At 65.1% G+C, this 14,700-nt stretch carries 14 protein-coding genes; 6 read left to right on the top strand and 8 right to left on the bottom strand.

Annotated elements, in window-relative coordinates; genetic code table 11:
- Positions 1-31 precede the first annotated feature (31 nt).
- The 6 genes from hcrA to ABZD10_RS06290 all read left to right on the top strand — a co-directional run bounded on the left by hcrA (position 32) and on the right by ABZD10_RS06290 (position 6,469).
- Positions 32-2,353, top strand: a complete 2,322-nt coding sequence (gene hcrA / locus ABZD10_RS06315; protein ID WP_372885295.1) for a 4-hydroxybenzoyl-CoA reductase subunit alpha — start codon at positions 32-34, stop codon at positions 2,351-2,353.
- On the top strand, positions 2,350-3,318 hold the full coding sequence (gene hcrB, locus ABZD10_RS06310; RefSeq protein ID WP_372885294.1) for a 4-hydroxybenzoyl-CoA reductase subunit beta: 969 nt from the start codon (positions 2,350-2,352) through the stop codon (positions 3,316-3,318). Before hcrA ends, hcrB begins: the two co-directional genes overlap by 4 nt.
- Complete coding sequence (locus ABZD10_RS06305) at positions 3,315-3,575, top strand: DUF2249 domain-containing protein (protein WP_372885293.1); 261 nt, start codon at positions 3,315-3,317, stop codon at positions 3,573-3,575. Before hcrB ends, ABZD10_RS06305 begins: the two co-directional genes overlap by 4 nt.
- Positions 3,572-4,849 (top strand): hypothetical protein, encoded by a 1,278-nt coding sequence (locus tag ABZD10_RS06300; protein WP_372885292.1) that lies wholly within the window; start codon positions 3,572-3,574, stop codon positions 4,847-4,849. Before ABZD10_RS06305 ends, ABZD10_RS06300 begins: the two co-directional genes overlap by 4 nt.
- Before the next feature lie 106 nt (positions 4,850-4,955).
- On the top strand, positions 4,956-5,456 hold the full coding sequence (locus ABZD10_RS06295) for a hemerythrin domain-containing protein (RefSeq protein WP_372885291.1): 501 nt from the start codon (positions 4,956-4,958) through the stop codon (positions 5,454-5,456).
- Between the two features lie 17 nt (positions 5,457-5,473).
- Complete coding sequence (locus ABZD10_RS06290; protein ID WP_372885290.1) at positions 5,474-6,469, top strand: GNAT family N-acetyltransferase; 996 nt, start codon at positions 5,474-5,476, stop codon at positions 6,467-6,469.
- Between the two features lie 204 nt (positions 6,470-6,673).
- On the opposite strand, the gene ABZD10_RS06285 is transcribed toward ABZD10_RS06290, so the two are convergent.
- Genes ABZD10_RS06285 through had form a run of 8 tightly spaced genes read right to left on the bottom strand, consistent with a single transcriptional unit; the run spans position 6,674 to position 14,541 of the window.
- Positions 6,674-6,916: a YfhL family 4Fe-4S dicluster ferredoxin gene (locus tag ABZD10_RS06285; RefSeq protein WP_372885289.1), complete on the bottom strand. Its 243-nt coding sequence runs from the start codon at positions 6,914-6,916 to the stop codon at positions 6,674-6,676.
- A 22-nt stretch (positions 6,917-6,938) separates the two neighbouring features.
- The gene (gene bcrD / locus ABZD10_RS06280) at positions 6,939-7,787 is read right to left on the bottom strand and encodes a benzoyl-CoA reductase subunit D (RefSeq protein ID WP_372885288.1); all 849 of its coding nucleotides are present in this window, start codon (positions 7,785-7,787) and stop codon (positions 6,939-6,941) included.
- On the bottom strand, positions 7,784-9,109 hold the full coding sequence (bcrA, locus tag ABZD10_RS06275) for a benzoyl-CoA reductase subunit A (RefSeq protein ID WP_372885287.1): 1,326 nt from the start codon (positions 9,107-9,109) through the stop codon (positions 7,784-7,786). Before bcrA ends, bcrD begins: the two co-directional genes overlap by 4 nt.
- Positions 9,106-10,413: a benzoyl-CoA reductase subunit B gene (bcrB, locus tag ABZD10_RS06270; protein ID WP_372885286.1), complete on the bottom strand. Its 1,308-nt coding sequence runs from the start codon at positions 10,411-10,413 to the stop codon at positions 9,106-9,108. The genes bcrA and bcrB overlap by 4 nt, the downstream gene beginning before the upstream one ends.
- On the bottom strand, positions 10,410-11,582 hold the full coding sequence (gene bcrC, locus ABZD10_RS06265) for a benzoyl-CoA reductase subunit C (RefSeq protein WP_372885285.1): 1,173 nt from the start codon (positions 11,580-11,582) through the stop codon (positions 10,410-10,412). The genes bcrB and bcrC overlap by 4 nt, the downstream gene beginning before the upstream one ends.
- Positions 11,579-12,346, bottom strand: a complete 768-nt coding sequence (locus tag ABZD10_RS06260) for a cyclohexa-1,5-dienecarbonyl-CoA hydratase (RefSeq protein WP_372885284.1) — start codon at positions 12,344-12,346, stop codon at positions 11,579-11,581. Before ABZD10_RS06260 ends, bcrC begins: the two co-directional genes overlap by 4 nt.
- Complete coding sequence (gene oah, locus ABZD10_RS06255; protein ID WP_372885283.1) at positions 12,343-13,464, bottom strand: 6-oxocyclohex-1-ene-1-carbonyl-CoA hydratase; 1,122 nt, start codon at positions 13,462-13,464, stop codon at positions 12,343-12,345. Before oah ends, ABZD10_RS06260 begins: the two co-directional genes overlap by 4 nt.
- Positions 13,465-13,476: 12 nt before the next feature.
- On the bottom strand, positions 13,477-14,541 hold the full coding sequence (gene had, locus ABZD10_RS06250; protein ID WP_372885282.1) for a 6-hydroxycyclohex-1-ene-1-carbonyl-CoA dehydrogenase: 1,065 nt from the start codon (positions 14,539-14,541) through the stop codon (positions 13,477-13,479).
- Between the last annotated feature and the right edge of the window lie 159 nt (positions 14,542-14,700).

The following is a 14,700-nucleotide window of genomic DNA, read 5'->3' as shown; positions in this document are numbered from 1 at the left end:
CGGTGCAGGTCGCCGCCGCGGAGGCCCGCAAATGAACGTCAAACACGACAGGTCCGCCATCGGCCGCCCGGTGCCGCTGGTCGACGGTATCGAAAAGGTCACCGGCAAGGCGCTTTACACCGCCGATCTCGACAGCCGCGATGCGCTGGTCGGGCGCATCCTGCGCGCCCCGGTCAGCCACGCGCGAATCATCTCGGTCGACACCTCGCGGGCGCTTGCCCTGCCGGGGGTCCATGCGGTGCTCACCGGGCAGGACTGCGACAAGACCTATGGCGTGATCCCGATCGCGATGAACGAATACCCGATGGCGCGCGACCGCATCCGCTATCGCGGCGAGCCGGTGGCGGCGGTGGCGGCCATCGACGCCGAGACCGCGGCGCGGGCGCTGGAGCTGATCGAACTCGAGCTTGAAGAGCTGCCCGCCTGCTACACCCCGGCCGACTCGCGAAAGGGCGATGCGCCGCTCTTGCATGACGACAAGCCGGGCAACCTCGAACGCGAGGTGCACCACAGCTTCGGCTCGGTCGCCGAGGGGTTCGCCGAGGCCGATCTGGTGCGCGAGGAAAGCTTTGACTGCGCCGAGATCAACCATGCCCAGATGGAGCCCCACGCGGCGCTGGCCGACTACGACCCGGTGCGCCGGCGGCTGACCTTTCATTCCGTGACCCAGGTGCCCTTTTACGTGCATCTGACGCTGGCGCGCTGTCTCGACATGGACAGTTCGCGAATCCGGGTGGTCAAACCCTTTGTTGGCGGTGGTTTCGGCGCCCGCACCGAGACGCTGAACTTCGAGATCATCACCGCGCTGCTGGCGCGCGCCGTCGGTGGCAAGGTGATGATGACCCTGACCCGCGAAGAGACCTTCCTCACCCATCGCGGAAGGCCCAACACGCAGGTGAAACTGAAGATCGGCCTGAGCAAGTCCGGCAAGATCACCGCCGCCGAATGCGAGGCGGTGATGAGCGGCGGCGCCTATGCCGGCTATGGTATCGTCACCATTCTCTATGCCGGGGCGCTGCTGCACGGGCTCTATGATATCGCCAACATCAAATATGACGGCTACCGGGTCTATACCAACCAGCCGCCCTGCGGTGCCATGCGCGGCCATGGCACGGTGGATGTGCGCCACGCTTTCGAGGCGCTCTTGGACCGTATGGCGCGCGAATTGGGGCTTGACCCCTTTGCCGTGCGCCGCGCCAATCTGCTAGAGGCGCCGCTGTTCACCGCCAATGGTCTGATGATCAATTCCTACGGGCTGGATGAATGTCTCGACAAGGTCGAGGCCGCCTCGGGCTGGGCCGAGCGCCGTGGCACCCTGCCGGCGGGGCGCGGGCTGGGCATGGCCTGTTCGCATTACGTCTCGGGGGCCGCCAAGCCGGTGCACTGGACCGGAGAGCCGCATGCGGTGGTGTCGATGAAGCTTGATTTCGACGGCTCGGTGACGGTGCTGACCGGGGCCTCGGACATCGGTCAGGGGTCGACCACCATCGTGGCGCTGGCCGCCGCCGAGATCATGAGCATCGACCTGGACCGGGTGCGCGTTGTCACCAATGATTCTGTCATCACCCCCAAGGACAACGGTTCCTACTCAAGCCGCGTCACCTTCATGGTCGGCAATGCCGCGATCGAGGCCGCCAAGGCCCTGCGCGCCAAGCTGATCGACGCCGCCGCCGACCTGCTCGACGTGGCCCCGGACGAGGTCGATTGCGAAGCCGAGACCTTCTTCGTCAAGGGCAGCAGCCAGTCGGAACTGCCCTTCCACGACGTCGCCATCCGGGCGCTGGCCAAAGAGGGCACGATCACCGTCAAGGGCACGTTCTCGACCCCGGTCGAGGCCCAGGGCGGCAAGCATCGCGGCGGCGCCGTCGGTTCGACCATGGGCTTTTCCTATGCCGCGCAGGTGGTCGAGGTCAGCGTCGATCAGGACACCGGCCAGATCGACATCGAAAAGGTCTGGGCGGCGCTGGACTGCGGCTATGCGATCAACCCCTTGGCGGTCGAAGGCCAGATCGAAGGCTCGGTCTGGATGGGCATGGGGCAGGGGCTCTGCGAAGAGACCAACTATCTCGAAGGCCTGCCGACCCATGCCACGCTGACCGATTACCGGGTGCCGACCATGGCCGAATCGCCGCCCATCGAGGTGCAGATCGTCGAAAGCATCGACCCTCTGGGCCCCTTCGGCGCCAAGGAAGCCGGTGAAGGCGCGCTGTCGGGCTTCCCGCCGGCGCTGGTCAACGCGGTGGCCGATGCGGTGGGCATGGATGTCAACTTCCTGCCCCTCACCCCCGACCGCATTCTTCAGGCGCTGACCAAGTATCAACGTGCCCAGGCTCGCAAGGAGGCCGCCCAATGACCGAGGTACTGCCGCAATTCGAACTGCTGATTCCGACCGACCTCGATCAGGCGCTGGCGGCGTTCGGCGACAACAGCAACGCCGTGATCTGCGCCGGGGGCACCGACATGGTGGTGCAGCTGCGCCTGGGGCTGTCCGAGACCGCCATGCTGATCGACATCAGCGGGCTGGCTGAACTGCAACAGATCGCGCCGGCCGGGGAGGGGCTGCGGATCGGCGCCGGCGTCACCCTGGCCACCATCGAGGCCGACGCCGAACTGGCCCGCGACTACCCGGCGCTGGTGCGCGCCGCCGCCCAGGTTGCCGGCCCCACCCATCGCAGCGTGGCGACGCTGGGGGGCAACCTCTGTCTGGACACCCGCTGCCTCTATTACAACCAGAGCCACTGGTGGCGCAAATCCAACGCCTTCTGTCTGAAATATCGCGGCGACACCTGCCATGTGGCGCCCAATGGCAACCGCTGCCGGGCCGCCTACAGCGGCGATCTCGCCCCGGCGCTGATGGTGCACGGGGCCGAGATCGAGCTTGCCAGCGCCGCCGGCACGCGGCGGATGCCGCTGGCCGAGTTCTATCAGGAGGACGGGGCCGATCACCTGAAGCTGATCGCCGGCGAGATCGTCGTCGCGGTGCACCTGCCGGCGCCCGGCGCGGTCTCGGATTACGGCAAGATCCGGGTCCGCGATTCGATCGACTTCCCGCTTGCCGGGGTCGCCGTGGCGCGCGTGAGTGACGCCGACGGCAGCGCCCGGTTCCGGGTCGCGGTCACCGGCACCAATTCGATGCCGGTGCTGGTGCCGATCGATGCGCCGCTGACCCCCAATGAGGACGCCGAGGCCTTTTTCAGCGCGCTGGGCAAGGCGGTGCAAAAGGCGGTCTCGCCCCAGCGCACCACGACAATCGCCCCGCACTACCGCCGGCTGTCTGCCGCCGCGACCGCGATCCGGATGGCCAGGGCGCTGCGATGACCCCGGACGAGGTGCCCGGCTCTTCCTGGCAGGCCCCGGACGGGCTGCATGTCGACACCCGCGGTCTGCATCCGCCCGACCCGCTGGTGGCCATCCTGTGGCATCTCGAACAGGTGGGGCAGAGCGGCCCGGTCACCGCCCATCTCGACCGCAACCCGGTGCATCTCTTTCCTGAACTGGCCGAACGCGGCTGGAGCTATGACTACGCCAAACGCACCGCGACCGAGGTGCAGCTGGTACTGAGGAAAACGCCATGACCATGCCCGGAAGCTTTCTCGGCGGCGCCCAGGACCGGCTGCTGCCGGCCTCGGTGCCGTTCCGCTTTTTCCTTGCTGCGGCGGGGTTTCAGGTGCTGGCCTGGGCGGCGCTGTTCTGGGGCGCCGACCAGCTTGCCGGCTATCGCGGCGGGCCCGGGCCGGTGCTGGCCGCGATCCACCTGGCGACGCTGGGGGTGCTGGCAATGACCGCGATCGGCGCCAGCTATCAATTGCTGCCGGTGGTCACCCGCCGCCCCCTGGCCCGCGACTGGCCGGCCCGGCTCAGTTTCTGGCTGCTGCTGCCCGGCATCGTCGCGATGACCTGGGGCATGGCCGGGTTCGAGCCGGTCACGATGCAGATCGGCGCCGATCTGGCAACCGCGGGGCTGGCGGTCTTCGCGCTGCTCACCGCCGACAACCTGCGCCGCTCCGGGGGCATTCCGGTGGTCAATGCCCATGGCTGGCTGGCACTGGCGGCGCTGGTGGCGCTGGTGGCGCTGGGCAGCCTGCTGATCCGCGATTTCGACGGCGGCTTTCTTGCCGATCACGCCGGGCTGGCCCAGCTGCATATGGTGGTGGCGGGCTTTGGCTTCATGGGGGTGCTGGCGATCGGGCTCAGCCTGGTGCTGATCCCGATGTTCGTTTTGTCGCGCAGCCTGCCCGCCGGGCCGGGATGGGCGCAGGCGGCGCTGGCCGGGCTGGGGCTGGGGCTGTTCGCGCTGGGCACGCTGTGGCAGGTGGCGGCGCTGAAATGGGCGGCGCTGGCCTGCGCCACCGGCGCCGCCGGCTGCTATCTCTGGCTGATGCGCAGCGCGCTCACCACCTCGATGCGCAAGCGTCTGGGCCTGCCCTTCGTGATGATGCGCCTGTCCTGGGGGCTGCTGGCGGCGACGCTGCTGCTCGCCGCCCTGACCCTGGCCGATCTGGGGATTCCCAATGCCCCGGCGCTGACCGGGTTCCTGCTGGTCGCCGGCTGGCTGCTGACCTTTCTCACCGGGGTGCTGCAACGCATCATGCCCTTCCTGGCCTCGATGCATGCGGCCGGGAAGTCGGGCCTGCCGCCGCTGTTGTCGGATCTCACCGCCGAGGGGCCGCTGAAGCTGCATGCCGCCTGCCACATCGCCGCGCTGGCCCTGTGCAGCGCCGGAATCCTCGCCGATCTGACCCTGCTGGTGCAGGCCGGGGCGGCGCTGGGCGGTGTTGGGGGCCTCGCCTTCGCGGTCTTTGCGGTGACGGTGGCGACGAAGCTGGCAAAACCCGGCGCCGCAGGTTGAGCCAAAGCCGCCCGCCGGGGGCGACTCGGCTCTTGCCAAGCTTAAATAGGTATTGTAGTACTGAAATAACTAAATATCCCGAAATCCCGCAGGAGGACTGACCCGGATGAGCTTTTCGCGCCGCACTGCCCAACTCCTTCACGAGGATCACCAGGCCACGGTGGCGGTGATCGAATCCCTCGACCAGCTGATCGCAAAGGCCAAGAAAAAGGCGCCGGACGTCGGCGACCCGATGGTGCAGAAGACCCTGCGCAACGCCGGCGGCGCCATCGAGGAAGAGGTCTCGGAGCATTTCGCCTTCGAGGAAAACGAACTGTTCACCCGTCTCGAAGAGATGGGCGACGTCGGCATCGGCATGCACCTGCGCGGCGAGCATCAGGCGCTGTTGCCGCTTGGGCAGTCGGTGGCCGAAATGGCCCGCGAGGCGTTGGAAAACGGCTTCACCGACGCCAGCTGGACCACCTTTCGCAACACTGCCGCCGAGCTGATCGAACGCATGCTGGCCCATATCCAGAAAGAGGAAATGGCGCTTCTGCCGGCGCTCGAGGATCTGCTCGACCCCGAAACCGACATGGAACTGTCGACCGCCTATGCGGACGCCCATTGACCAGAGCCGAGGATATCATGACCGAAACGCTTGAAAACATCACCGTCAAACCCCTGTCGCCCGAAGACCTCGACGCGGTGGTGGCGATCGACAAGGCCGCCACCGGCGTGTCGCGGCGCGGCTATTTCGAAAAGCGGCTGATGGCGGTAATCAACTTCCCCCGCGACTATGTCTTCGTCGGCGCCTATGACGGCGACCGCCTCGACCGGCTGGTCGGCTTCGCCTTCGCCAAGTTGGTCAGCGGCGAGTTCGGCAAGCCCGGCGCCTGTGCCTCGCTGGATGCCATCGGCGTCGAAGCCGATCGCGGCATGCAGGGGCTGGGCCAGAAGATCCTCGACGAGGTCGAGGCGGTGCTGCGCCGCAAGGGCGTCAGCCAGCTGACCAGCCAGATCAACTGGGAACAATGGCCGGTGCTCAGCTTCTTCGCCCATGCCGGGTTTCGCATGGCGCCCGGCATCGTGCTTACCCGCCCGACCAGCGAACTGCCCCAGCACCTCGAGGACCTGCCCGAGGATGCCATGGACGAGGTCGACTTCAGCTCGCCCGACGGCGATGCCGAGAACGCGCTCTCGAACGACCGTGTGCCGGTGCGTTCGATGACCGAGGACGACCTCGGCAGGATCATCTCGATCGACGCCAAGAACACCGGCTACGAGCGCTCCGACTACTACGCCCTGCGCCAGGAAGAGAACCTGACCCATTCCGGCATCCGGGTGTCGCTGGTCGCCGAACAGGACGGCTACCCGGTGGGCTTCATCATGGCGCGGGTCGATTACGGCGAGTTCGGCCGCACCAGCACCGAGGCGGTGATGGATTCGATCGGCGTCGATCCCGGCTATCACGGCAAGGGCATCGGCCACGCGCTGATGGCCAAGCTGATGAGCAACCTTTCGGCGCTGCAGGTCGACTCGGTGCGCACCGAGGCCGACTGGAACGACGCCGCGCTGGTCAGCTATTTCAGCGCCGTCGGCTTCTCCAAGGCACAGCGCATCGCCCTATCCAAGTCCTTCTGATCCCTCCAACAGTATTCGTCAGAAGGTCCCCCACTGCCCCCCGGCCCAAGCGGCGCGGGGGGTCTTTTTTGTCGGCTCACCAGCGGGGCTTGGGCTTGGGCGCGGGGCAGGGGCATGCCGGCCCGCCACAGGGCGCACGGAAAAGCAAACGGGCCGGGCTCTGAAAAGCCCGGCCCGCAGATGCCGTGGAAGGGGGCGCGCGCCCTATTGCAGGGCGTCGTATTTGGCCTGCAACTCCTCCTGGGTTTCCTCCCAGTCGGGGTTGGGAACGATGCAGGCTTCGGGGCAGACCAGCTTGCACTGGGGCTCGTCTTCCTCGCCGACGCATTCGGTGCATTTCATCGGGTCGATGACGTAAAAGGGATCGCCCTCGCTGATCGCCTCGTTGGGGCACACCGGCTCGCAGGCGTCGCAGGCGGTGCAGGGGTCTACAATCATCAGTGCCATGTCTTAGTCTCCTCTCTGATCTTCAGGATGCCTTGAGCATTTGCCCGCTGGCGGCGAGCTTGTCATAGCGGAACGCGCCCCACAGCGCGGCCCCGATGGCGCCGGCATAGATCGAGTCCGGGTGGTTGACGACGGTGGCGCCGTCCATGCCCTTCATCTTGGCCAGGCTCTCGCGCAGCGCCTCGCACAGGCCCTCGTCCAGCCCCATGCCGCCGGTCATCATGATGACGTCGTCCTTGACGCCGATCGACTTCAGCAGCCGCGCCAGGCGGCTTGCCATCGACAGGTGGATGCCCTTGAGAATGTTCGGCGCGCTGATGCCGCGCGACACCATGTTGATGACGTCGGTCTCGGCCAGAACGGCGCAGATCGACGACACTTCCTCGGGGTCGTCGCCCTGCACCGACAGGGTGCCGATCTCGTCCTGGGCAATGCCGAGATAGCGGGCGATGTTCTCGAGGAACTGGCCCGAACCCGAGGCGCATTGGCTGGTCATCTTGTAGTTGGTGACCTTGCCCTTGTCGTCGATGATCATCGCCCGGCCGTGCAGCGCGCCGCTGTCGAGGATGGCGCCGGTCTCGGGGTTGAGGAACTGGGCGCCGCGCGCGTGGCTGGTCATCGAATAGAAGTGCCCGGTATGGAAGGGGATCGCCTCGCCCTCGCCGGTGGTGGCGACATAGTCGATATCCTCTTCCTTGACCCCGGCATCTTCCAGAGCCTGGTCGAAGGCCTCGCGGGCCAGCACCATCGGATCGCGCGAGCGGATGCGGATGCTGCACTTCGACAGCCAGTTCTCCTTGCCGTCCTCGACGCGGAAGATCACCGCCTTGACGACCCCCGTGCCGACATCAATTCCTGCTGCCAGTGTCATGCGTCCACTCCTTCAATTCTGCCATGAGCCGCGCGGCGCGCGAACTCGGAAGCGCCAAGCGCGCCAGTATAGATCGAGTCCGGGTCGATATTGATCTGCACCTCGCCGTAGTTCTCGAACACCAGTTTCTTCAACTCGCGCACCGCGGCGTTGTTCTTGGCCACGCCGCCGGTAAAGGTCAGCTGGTCGGCCACCCCGCCCGAGCGCGACAGGATCGACATCGAGCGCAGGATGATCGCCCGGTGCAGACCGGCGAGGATGTCCTCGCGCGATTCACCCAGCGCCAGCCGGTCGCGCAGCTCGGCGCCGGCAAAGACGGTGCAGGTCGAGTTGATCCGCGCCGGCTTTTTCGACTTCATCGCCATCGGCCCCAGCTCGTGCAGGCCCATGTTCATCTCGTCGGCGATATAGCCCAGATAGCGGCCGGTGCCGGCGGCACAGCGATCATTCATCTGGAAGTTCTCGACAATGCCGTCGGCATTGACCTGAATGCCCTTGGTGTCCTGGCCGCCGATGTCCAGCACGGTGCGGGTGTTGGGGTACATCATATGCGCCCCCAGCCCGTGGCACAGGATCTCCGAGCGGATATGCTCCTTGGAAAACGGCAGCGTCACCCGGCCATAGCCGGTGCCCACGGTATAGGTCTCTTCCAGTTCGATCCCCAGCGCGTGTTCGGCCTTTTCGCCAAGCACCGTCGCGGCGCCGCTGTCCTCCTTCGAGACCCGCTGAAGCGCATTCTTGAACTTCTCGTTCAGCTTGCCCGAGGGCGGGCGGTTCTCGACCGCGATGATCGACTTGTCATAGATGTTGAGCAGCACGTCATAGGAAATCCCGGCCTCGCGGCCGACCTCTTCGGCCACCGCCAGATAGCGCGATCCGGCGATGTCGCGGAAGAAGTCCGACTTGCGGTCGGCATCCGGGGCGTAAAGCGCCGGGGCCTCTTCGCGCAGGCGCCGGAAGACCTCGTGCAGCGCCGCCTTGACGCCGTCGCCGATCTTTTCGAAACGCTCGCCGCGCACCAGCCGGACGCAGGTCTCCTCGAGATCGGCGAGCTGTTCGAGGAACTGCTCGAGCCGGAACGAACGTTCCAGCGCGGCGAGGAATTCCTCGACCTGTTCGTCCAGCTCTCCGGCCGCGCCGAACTCGCGGCGGAACAGGGTGAAACGCGCGTCGATCTTGGCCTCTTCGGTGGCCACCGAACAGGCGGTTTCATAGTTCGAACGCGAGTTGGTGATGCCCCGGCCGAGGATTTGCTCGTTCTCGTCCATCATCACCGCTTTGGTGGTCGTCGAGCCGAGGTCGATGCCTACGAAGGTCTTCATGCCGCCACTCCTTTTCCGCTGCGTTTCTGTTCCACCATCTGGAAGTAGCTCTCGAGGCGGTTCTTGACGTTGGCCGCCGAGAAATAGCGCGGGTCGACCAGGTCGGTCTCGACGAAGGCCGCCGGTTTGCCGGTGCGTTTCTCGACCTCTCGCATGATCAGCAGCTGCCCGGCCGAGAAGCTGTTGCAGCTCTTGATCGAGTTGATCAGCAGCCCGTCGGCCTCGTACTCGTTGATATAGTCGGTCAGCATGTCGATGCGCATCGGCAGGCTGCGGTTGGTGTAGACCCCGAGGCAGTATTCGGCCAGCGACTCGAGCGGCCGGTCGGGATCGTGGCGGAAGCCGTAGTCATAGGTGCCGCCGACCTTGGTATAGGACGAGGCGACGACCGTGGCGCCCTCTTCGTAGAACATCTTCCAGAACTGGCGGAACGAGGTGTAGTTCGGCGGGCCCTCGACGACGAGCCGGTATTTCTCCTCGCCCATCGGTCCGTCCGGCGTCACCGGGCCAAGCCCCTTCAGCAGGCGCTCGTCCACTTCCTCGCGCAGGAACTTGTAGTAGTCGATGGCGTCATCGGTGCCCCGGAAGGCGCCGAAGATCGGCCCGATGTAATAGATGCCGCCGAAATAGGCGTCGATCGGCGAGGGCTTGTTCTTGCCGGTCTGCAGGATATAGACCAGATCGTCCTCGGCCTGGGCCGACTTCTTCAGGTACTCGCGCAGACGGTCGATGTCGAACTTGACGCCCGAGACCTCCTCGAGGGTCGGAATCACCGTCTCCTTGAACTGCTTGACCATGTACTGGATCATGTTCGGCGTCACTTTGCCGTCAGCCATATAGGGGGTCTGCAGGAAGATGGTCGGGCATTTGTACTGCTCGCGCAGCAGCTCGAACCATTTCAGGAAGGTGAAACAGCCGGTATAGGACAACAGCAGCACATCGGGCTTCGGCAGTTCCTTGCCGTTGGGGCCGATATTGCCCTTCATCATCATGCCGATGTCGGATTTCACATAGGTGCAGACATCTTCCGAATGGCCGGCACGCTCGGCTTCCATGATGTACTGGCCCGACTGTTTGCGCAGGCCGGACTGGATGGCGTTGACCTCGGGCAGGTTGTTGACCAGATCGAAACACATGATGAGCTCGTTGAGGTTGCCCGGCACGAAGGTCGAGGCCACCTTTTCCCCGGTCTGCGGGGCGCTGGTCAGGCGGTCGTAATGCGCCGCCATCATCTGTTTCTGCTTGATCATCGAGGCGTCCTTGAGGACGTCCGCGGGCTGGGCTTTCACAATCGAAGGTTTCATGCTGCGCTCCACAATTTGATTGAATCGACAAATGTGCCCGCCTGTTCACGGATCGGCTGCATCTGTCCTGAATTCTCGGCGTATTTGAACGCGATGTAGGGGATGTCGGCCTCCTTCAGCACGTTCTGCAACATCGGCCGGTCCAGCAGGGCCGGGTCGCAGAAGCTGGTCGAGGCAAAGATCACCCCCTCGGCGCCGCTGTCGCGCACCGCGCGGACCAGGAACTGGCCCTTCTCCTCCTGGCTGGGCTCGTATTTGGCCGCCGTCGACATCGAATGATGCAGGAAGGCCTGGCTGAGGTTGTGGACCGGATCGCCCTCGGTCGGCACATCGCCTATCAGCCAGCGGCTGACCAGCATGAAGTCGTCGTCGACCACGTAGCAGCCCGACAGCTCCAGCGACTTGATGAGGTTCAAGGGCGGCTGTTCGCAGAACATGCCGGTGACCACGACCTTGGAATTGTCCTTGATCGGACGCTCTTCGGCGCGGGCAGCGGCGATATAGTCGCGCAGCAGCGCGCTGTGCTCTTCCACCGGCAGAACCAGCCCGGCGCGGATCACCAGATAGGCCTCCGAAGCCGGCGCCTGCCACGGGATCTGGGCGCGCAGCGCGTAAAGCTCGTTCACCAGGCGGCGGTTCTCGTTGTAGACCGCGATCGAGTTGCGGATGTCGTCGTCGCTGATCTTGCGCCCGGCGATCTTCTCGAGATCTTCCAGCAGTTCGCGCATCTCGCCGACATAGAAAGTGCCGCCAACCTCGTCTTCATAGGTCTGAGGCACGTCGAAATATTTCGCATAGGTGTCGGGGAACAGCATCTTCCACATCCCCGACAGGTTGCGGATCACGTCGCAGATCGACGGGAACAGCATGCCGTCGACGAAATCCAGACGGCCCGAAATGCCCAGCTCGATGGTCGAACGCGGGATGCGGCAGATATAGCTCTGGTAATAGGCGTCGCCGTGGATCACCTCGAGATTGTCGCCCCCGCCCATGATCCCCAGCGGCAGCATGCCGGCGGCATGGATCAGCTCGCGCGGGATATAGATCGGCATGTAGCCGATCACCTTGCGGCCCTCTTCGGCGTCTTTCCATTCGCGGGCAGCGGTGAAATTCAGGTCTTCGTAGATCGCTTCACAGCGCGCGACGATTTCGGATGTTGTTTTCGTCATCTGTTTTCCCACTTTGCTGGGCGTTTGGCGATGAAGGCCTCGAGGCCCTCGACCGCGTCACGGGTTGACATCAGATCGTTGAGATAAAGGTCTTCGACCTCGTTCAGACGGGCCATCACCTGCCGGCAATAGCCGGCCCGCGCGGCCCGGACAGCCATGCGCAAAGAGCTTGCGCTTTTCGGTTTGAGATGGGTTTCGACCCAGGCGACGGCGGCGGCTTCCGGGGCTTCGGCGACGGTGTCGACCAGCCCCATCTCGCCTGCCTCCGCCCCGCTCACAGAGCGGCCGGAATACAGCAGGTCTTCGGCCGCGGCCTGACCCACCCGGCCCGGCAAGAGGCAGGAGGCCGCCGGGGCGAACACCCCCAGCATCATCTCGGGCTGGCCCAGACTGGCGCTGGAGGTGGCAAAGATCATATGCCCCGCCATCGCCACTTCCAGCCCGCCGCCCAGACACTGGCCGCGCACCGCGACCAGCACCGGCAGCGGGAACTCCAGCATCCGGCGCACCAGCGCGTGCAGCGATTTCAGCATCGCCTCGCAGCTCTCGGGCAGGTGCTCCTCGACCGAGGCGCCAAAGCTGAAATGCGGCCCCTCGGCCTCGATCAGCACCGCCTTGAGATCGCCGTCGCCCTCATGGGCGGCCAGCGCCCCGTCCAGCGCCGCGATCATCTCGGCATCGACGATATTGGCCTTCGGACGGTTGAGCTTCAACCGCAGCAGGGCCCCGTCGAGGTCATGCCTTATGCCAAGCACTGCGCTCATTTGCGCACACCCGGCATCATCGAGTCGATATAGTCCGGGGTCCATTTGGCGCCCTCGGCCAGTTCCTTGCGCAGCAGCGCGAAATCGATCTCGCGGCCCACCTCGCGGTTGCCCTCGTTGAAGGCGCGGAAGCCCATATTGGCCTCGGTCATCATGTTGCCACCCAGCCAGGCGCGGCTGTTTTCCTTGTTGGCGTTCCATGCGTTCAGCTTGGGCTTGCGCAGCTCCTCCACCGATTTCGTGGTGCAGTCGGGGAAGGTCAGCAGCAGCTTGCTGCACAGTTCCTCGACCTTGTCATCCAGCGCGCTGAGGTCCATCTCGCCGCGTTTCATCAGCTCCTTGCCCTCGGCCAGCGCCTCGCCGGTCTTCATCTCGCCGTGAAGGATGCGGCCCCATTCGTCGGTAATCATGCGGGTCTCGACCAGCGGGTTGGCGACATATTTGCCGTCCACCTTCATCCCCGGCACGATGTCGGTCAGGATGCCCAGCCGCATCGCCTTCTGGGCGGTGAAGCTTTCGCAGAGCGTGCCCGAGACCATCGCCTGTTCGCAGCCGATCATCACCGGCAGGAAGTCGGTCGAGCCGCCGATCGCCGCCGAGCCGTGTTTCGGGCCGGCCTGACCAAAGCGCGCCATGTCCTGGGCGACCGAGAAGTCGCAGGCCATGCCGATCTCCTGGCCACCGCCGATGCGCATGCCGTTGACCCGGCAGATCACCGGCTTGTCGCAGCCCAGAATGGCCGAGACCATGTCCTTGAACAGGCGCATGTACTGGCGGTACTCATGCGGGCGCCCGGCATAGTATTCGGCGTATTCCTTGGTGTTGCCGCCGGTGCAGAAGGCCTTGTCGCCGGCGGCGGTGAAGACCACCGCGTTGACGTCGCGCATGTTCGAGGCGGCGCGGAAGGCAAGGATCACCGATTTCACCATGTCGGTGGTATAGGAATTGTACTGCGCCGGGTTGTTGAGAATGATCCAGGCGTTGTAGAGCCCCTCGGCGATCGAGCCGTCCGGCAGCTTGGCCGGGCGTTTTTCAAAGATCACCTGATCGGTGATGCCTTCGCGGGTGACGTCGGACACCAGATCGTGCGAGACGAAATCAAACTTGGCATAGTTCATATCATAACTCCTTTATTCGGCGGGCACGAGGATCTGCCGGCGCACCAGCTTGCCGTCATGCACGGCCTGGAAAACCTCGTTGATGTCATCAAGCGGGCGCTGTTCGACGAAGGGCAAAAGCTTGACCTTGCCGCTGGTCACCAGTTCCAGCGCACCGGGATACAGTTCGGGCGGGCAGCCCCAGTTGCCCAGCAGGCGGGCATGGAAGGCCATCAGGTTCGACAGGCGCACTTCCAGCTTGTCCATGGTGAAGCCGACGACGCACATGGTGGCGCCGTGGTTCAAGAGGCCAAAGGCCGCGGCCTGACCGGCCGCCGTGCCCGAGCATTCCATGATGATCCACTCCGAGCTGCGCAGCCCGTTGGCCTTGGCAAAACCGATGATTTCCTTTTTCAGGCTGCGCGGGTCGAAATCGCGCGCATTCAGGGTCAGCGCGGCGCCATATTCGCCCACCGCGGCCAGCTTTTCCGGCACCACGTCGATGGCCACCACCGTGGCCCCCATCGCCGCTGCCACCTGCACCGCATAGCCGCCGACCCCGCCGGTGCCGTTGACGATCACCAGATCGCCCGCGCCGACACCGGCCTGCACGGCGGCCTGATAGGGGGTGGTCAGCGCATCGGCGACCACCGAAACATCGGCCAGCGACAGGCCGACCTCGGCCAGCCGGTCGGTGTCGACCGGGCACAGCCCGCGCGCCGGCACCGTGATGTGGCTGGCAAACCCGCCCTCGATGTCATTGCCCGGCATCTTCTGGGCGCGGCAGATCGTGCCCTTGCCGCGGGCGCAGGCATCGCATTCGCCGCAGGGCATCACCGCCGGCACGATCACCGCCTGTCCGAGCCAGTCCTTCGCGTCCTCGCCGGTCTCGGTGACAATGCCGCTGATCTCATGCCCAAGGGTCAGGGGCAGCGGCTGATTGGTGCGCACCCCGTCGTAGTAAAAGCCGAGATCGGTGTGGCAGACACCACAGCCCGCGATCTCGACCACAACCTCGTCGCGGCCGGGGGCTTGCAGATCGAAGGCCACTTTCTCCAGTGGCTTTTCGCCCGAAACCATTGTCCAGCGTGTTGGCATGTTCTTCCTCCTGAAGCCGCTCGAGAGCCGTGTTGACAGCACTCGCAATCTTTATTACCGTAAATTGGTACGCGAATACTTAAATAAGGTCAACCACCAAAAATCCTCCCCGGGCCGTGACGCCGCGAGACCCCGGGCAAAACGCAGAACGGAACGCAT

Origin of the sequence: Shimia sp., from assembly GCF_041624275.1 — a bacterium.
In the GTDB taxonomy this organism is placed as follows: Bacteria; Pseudomonadota; Alphaproteobacteria; order Rhodobacterales; family Rhodobacteraceae; genus Shimia.
The sequence above is the reverse complement of the archived record's forward strand: the minus strand, read 5'-3'. Positions and strand labels throughout refer to the sequence as shown.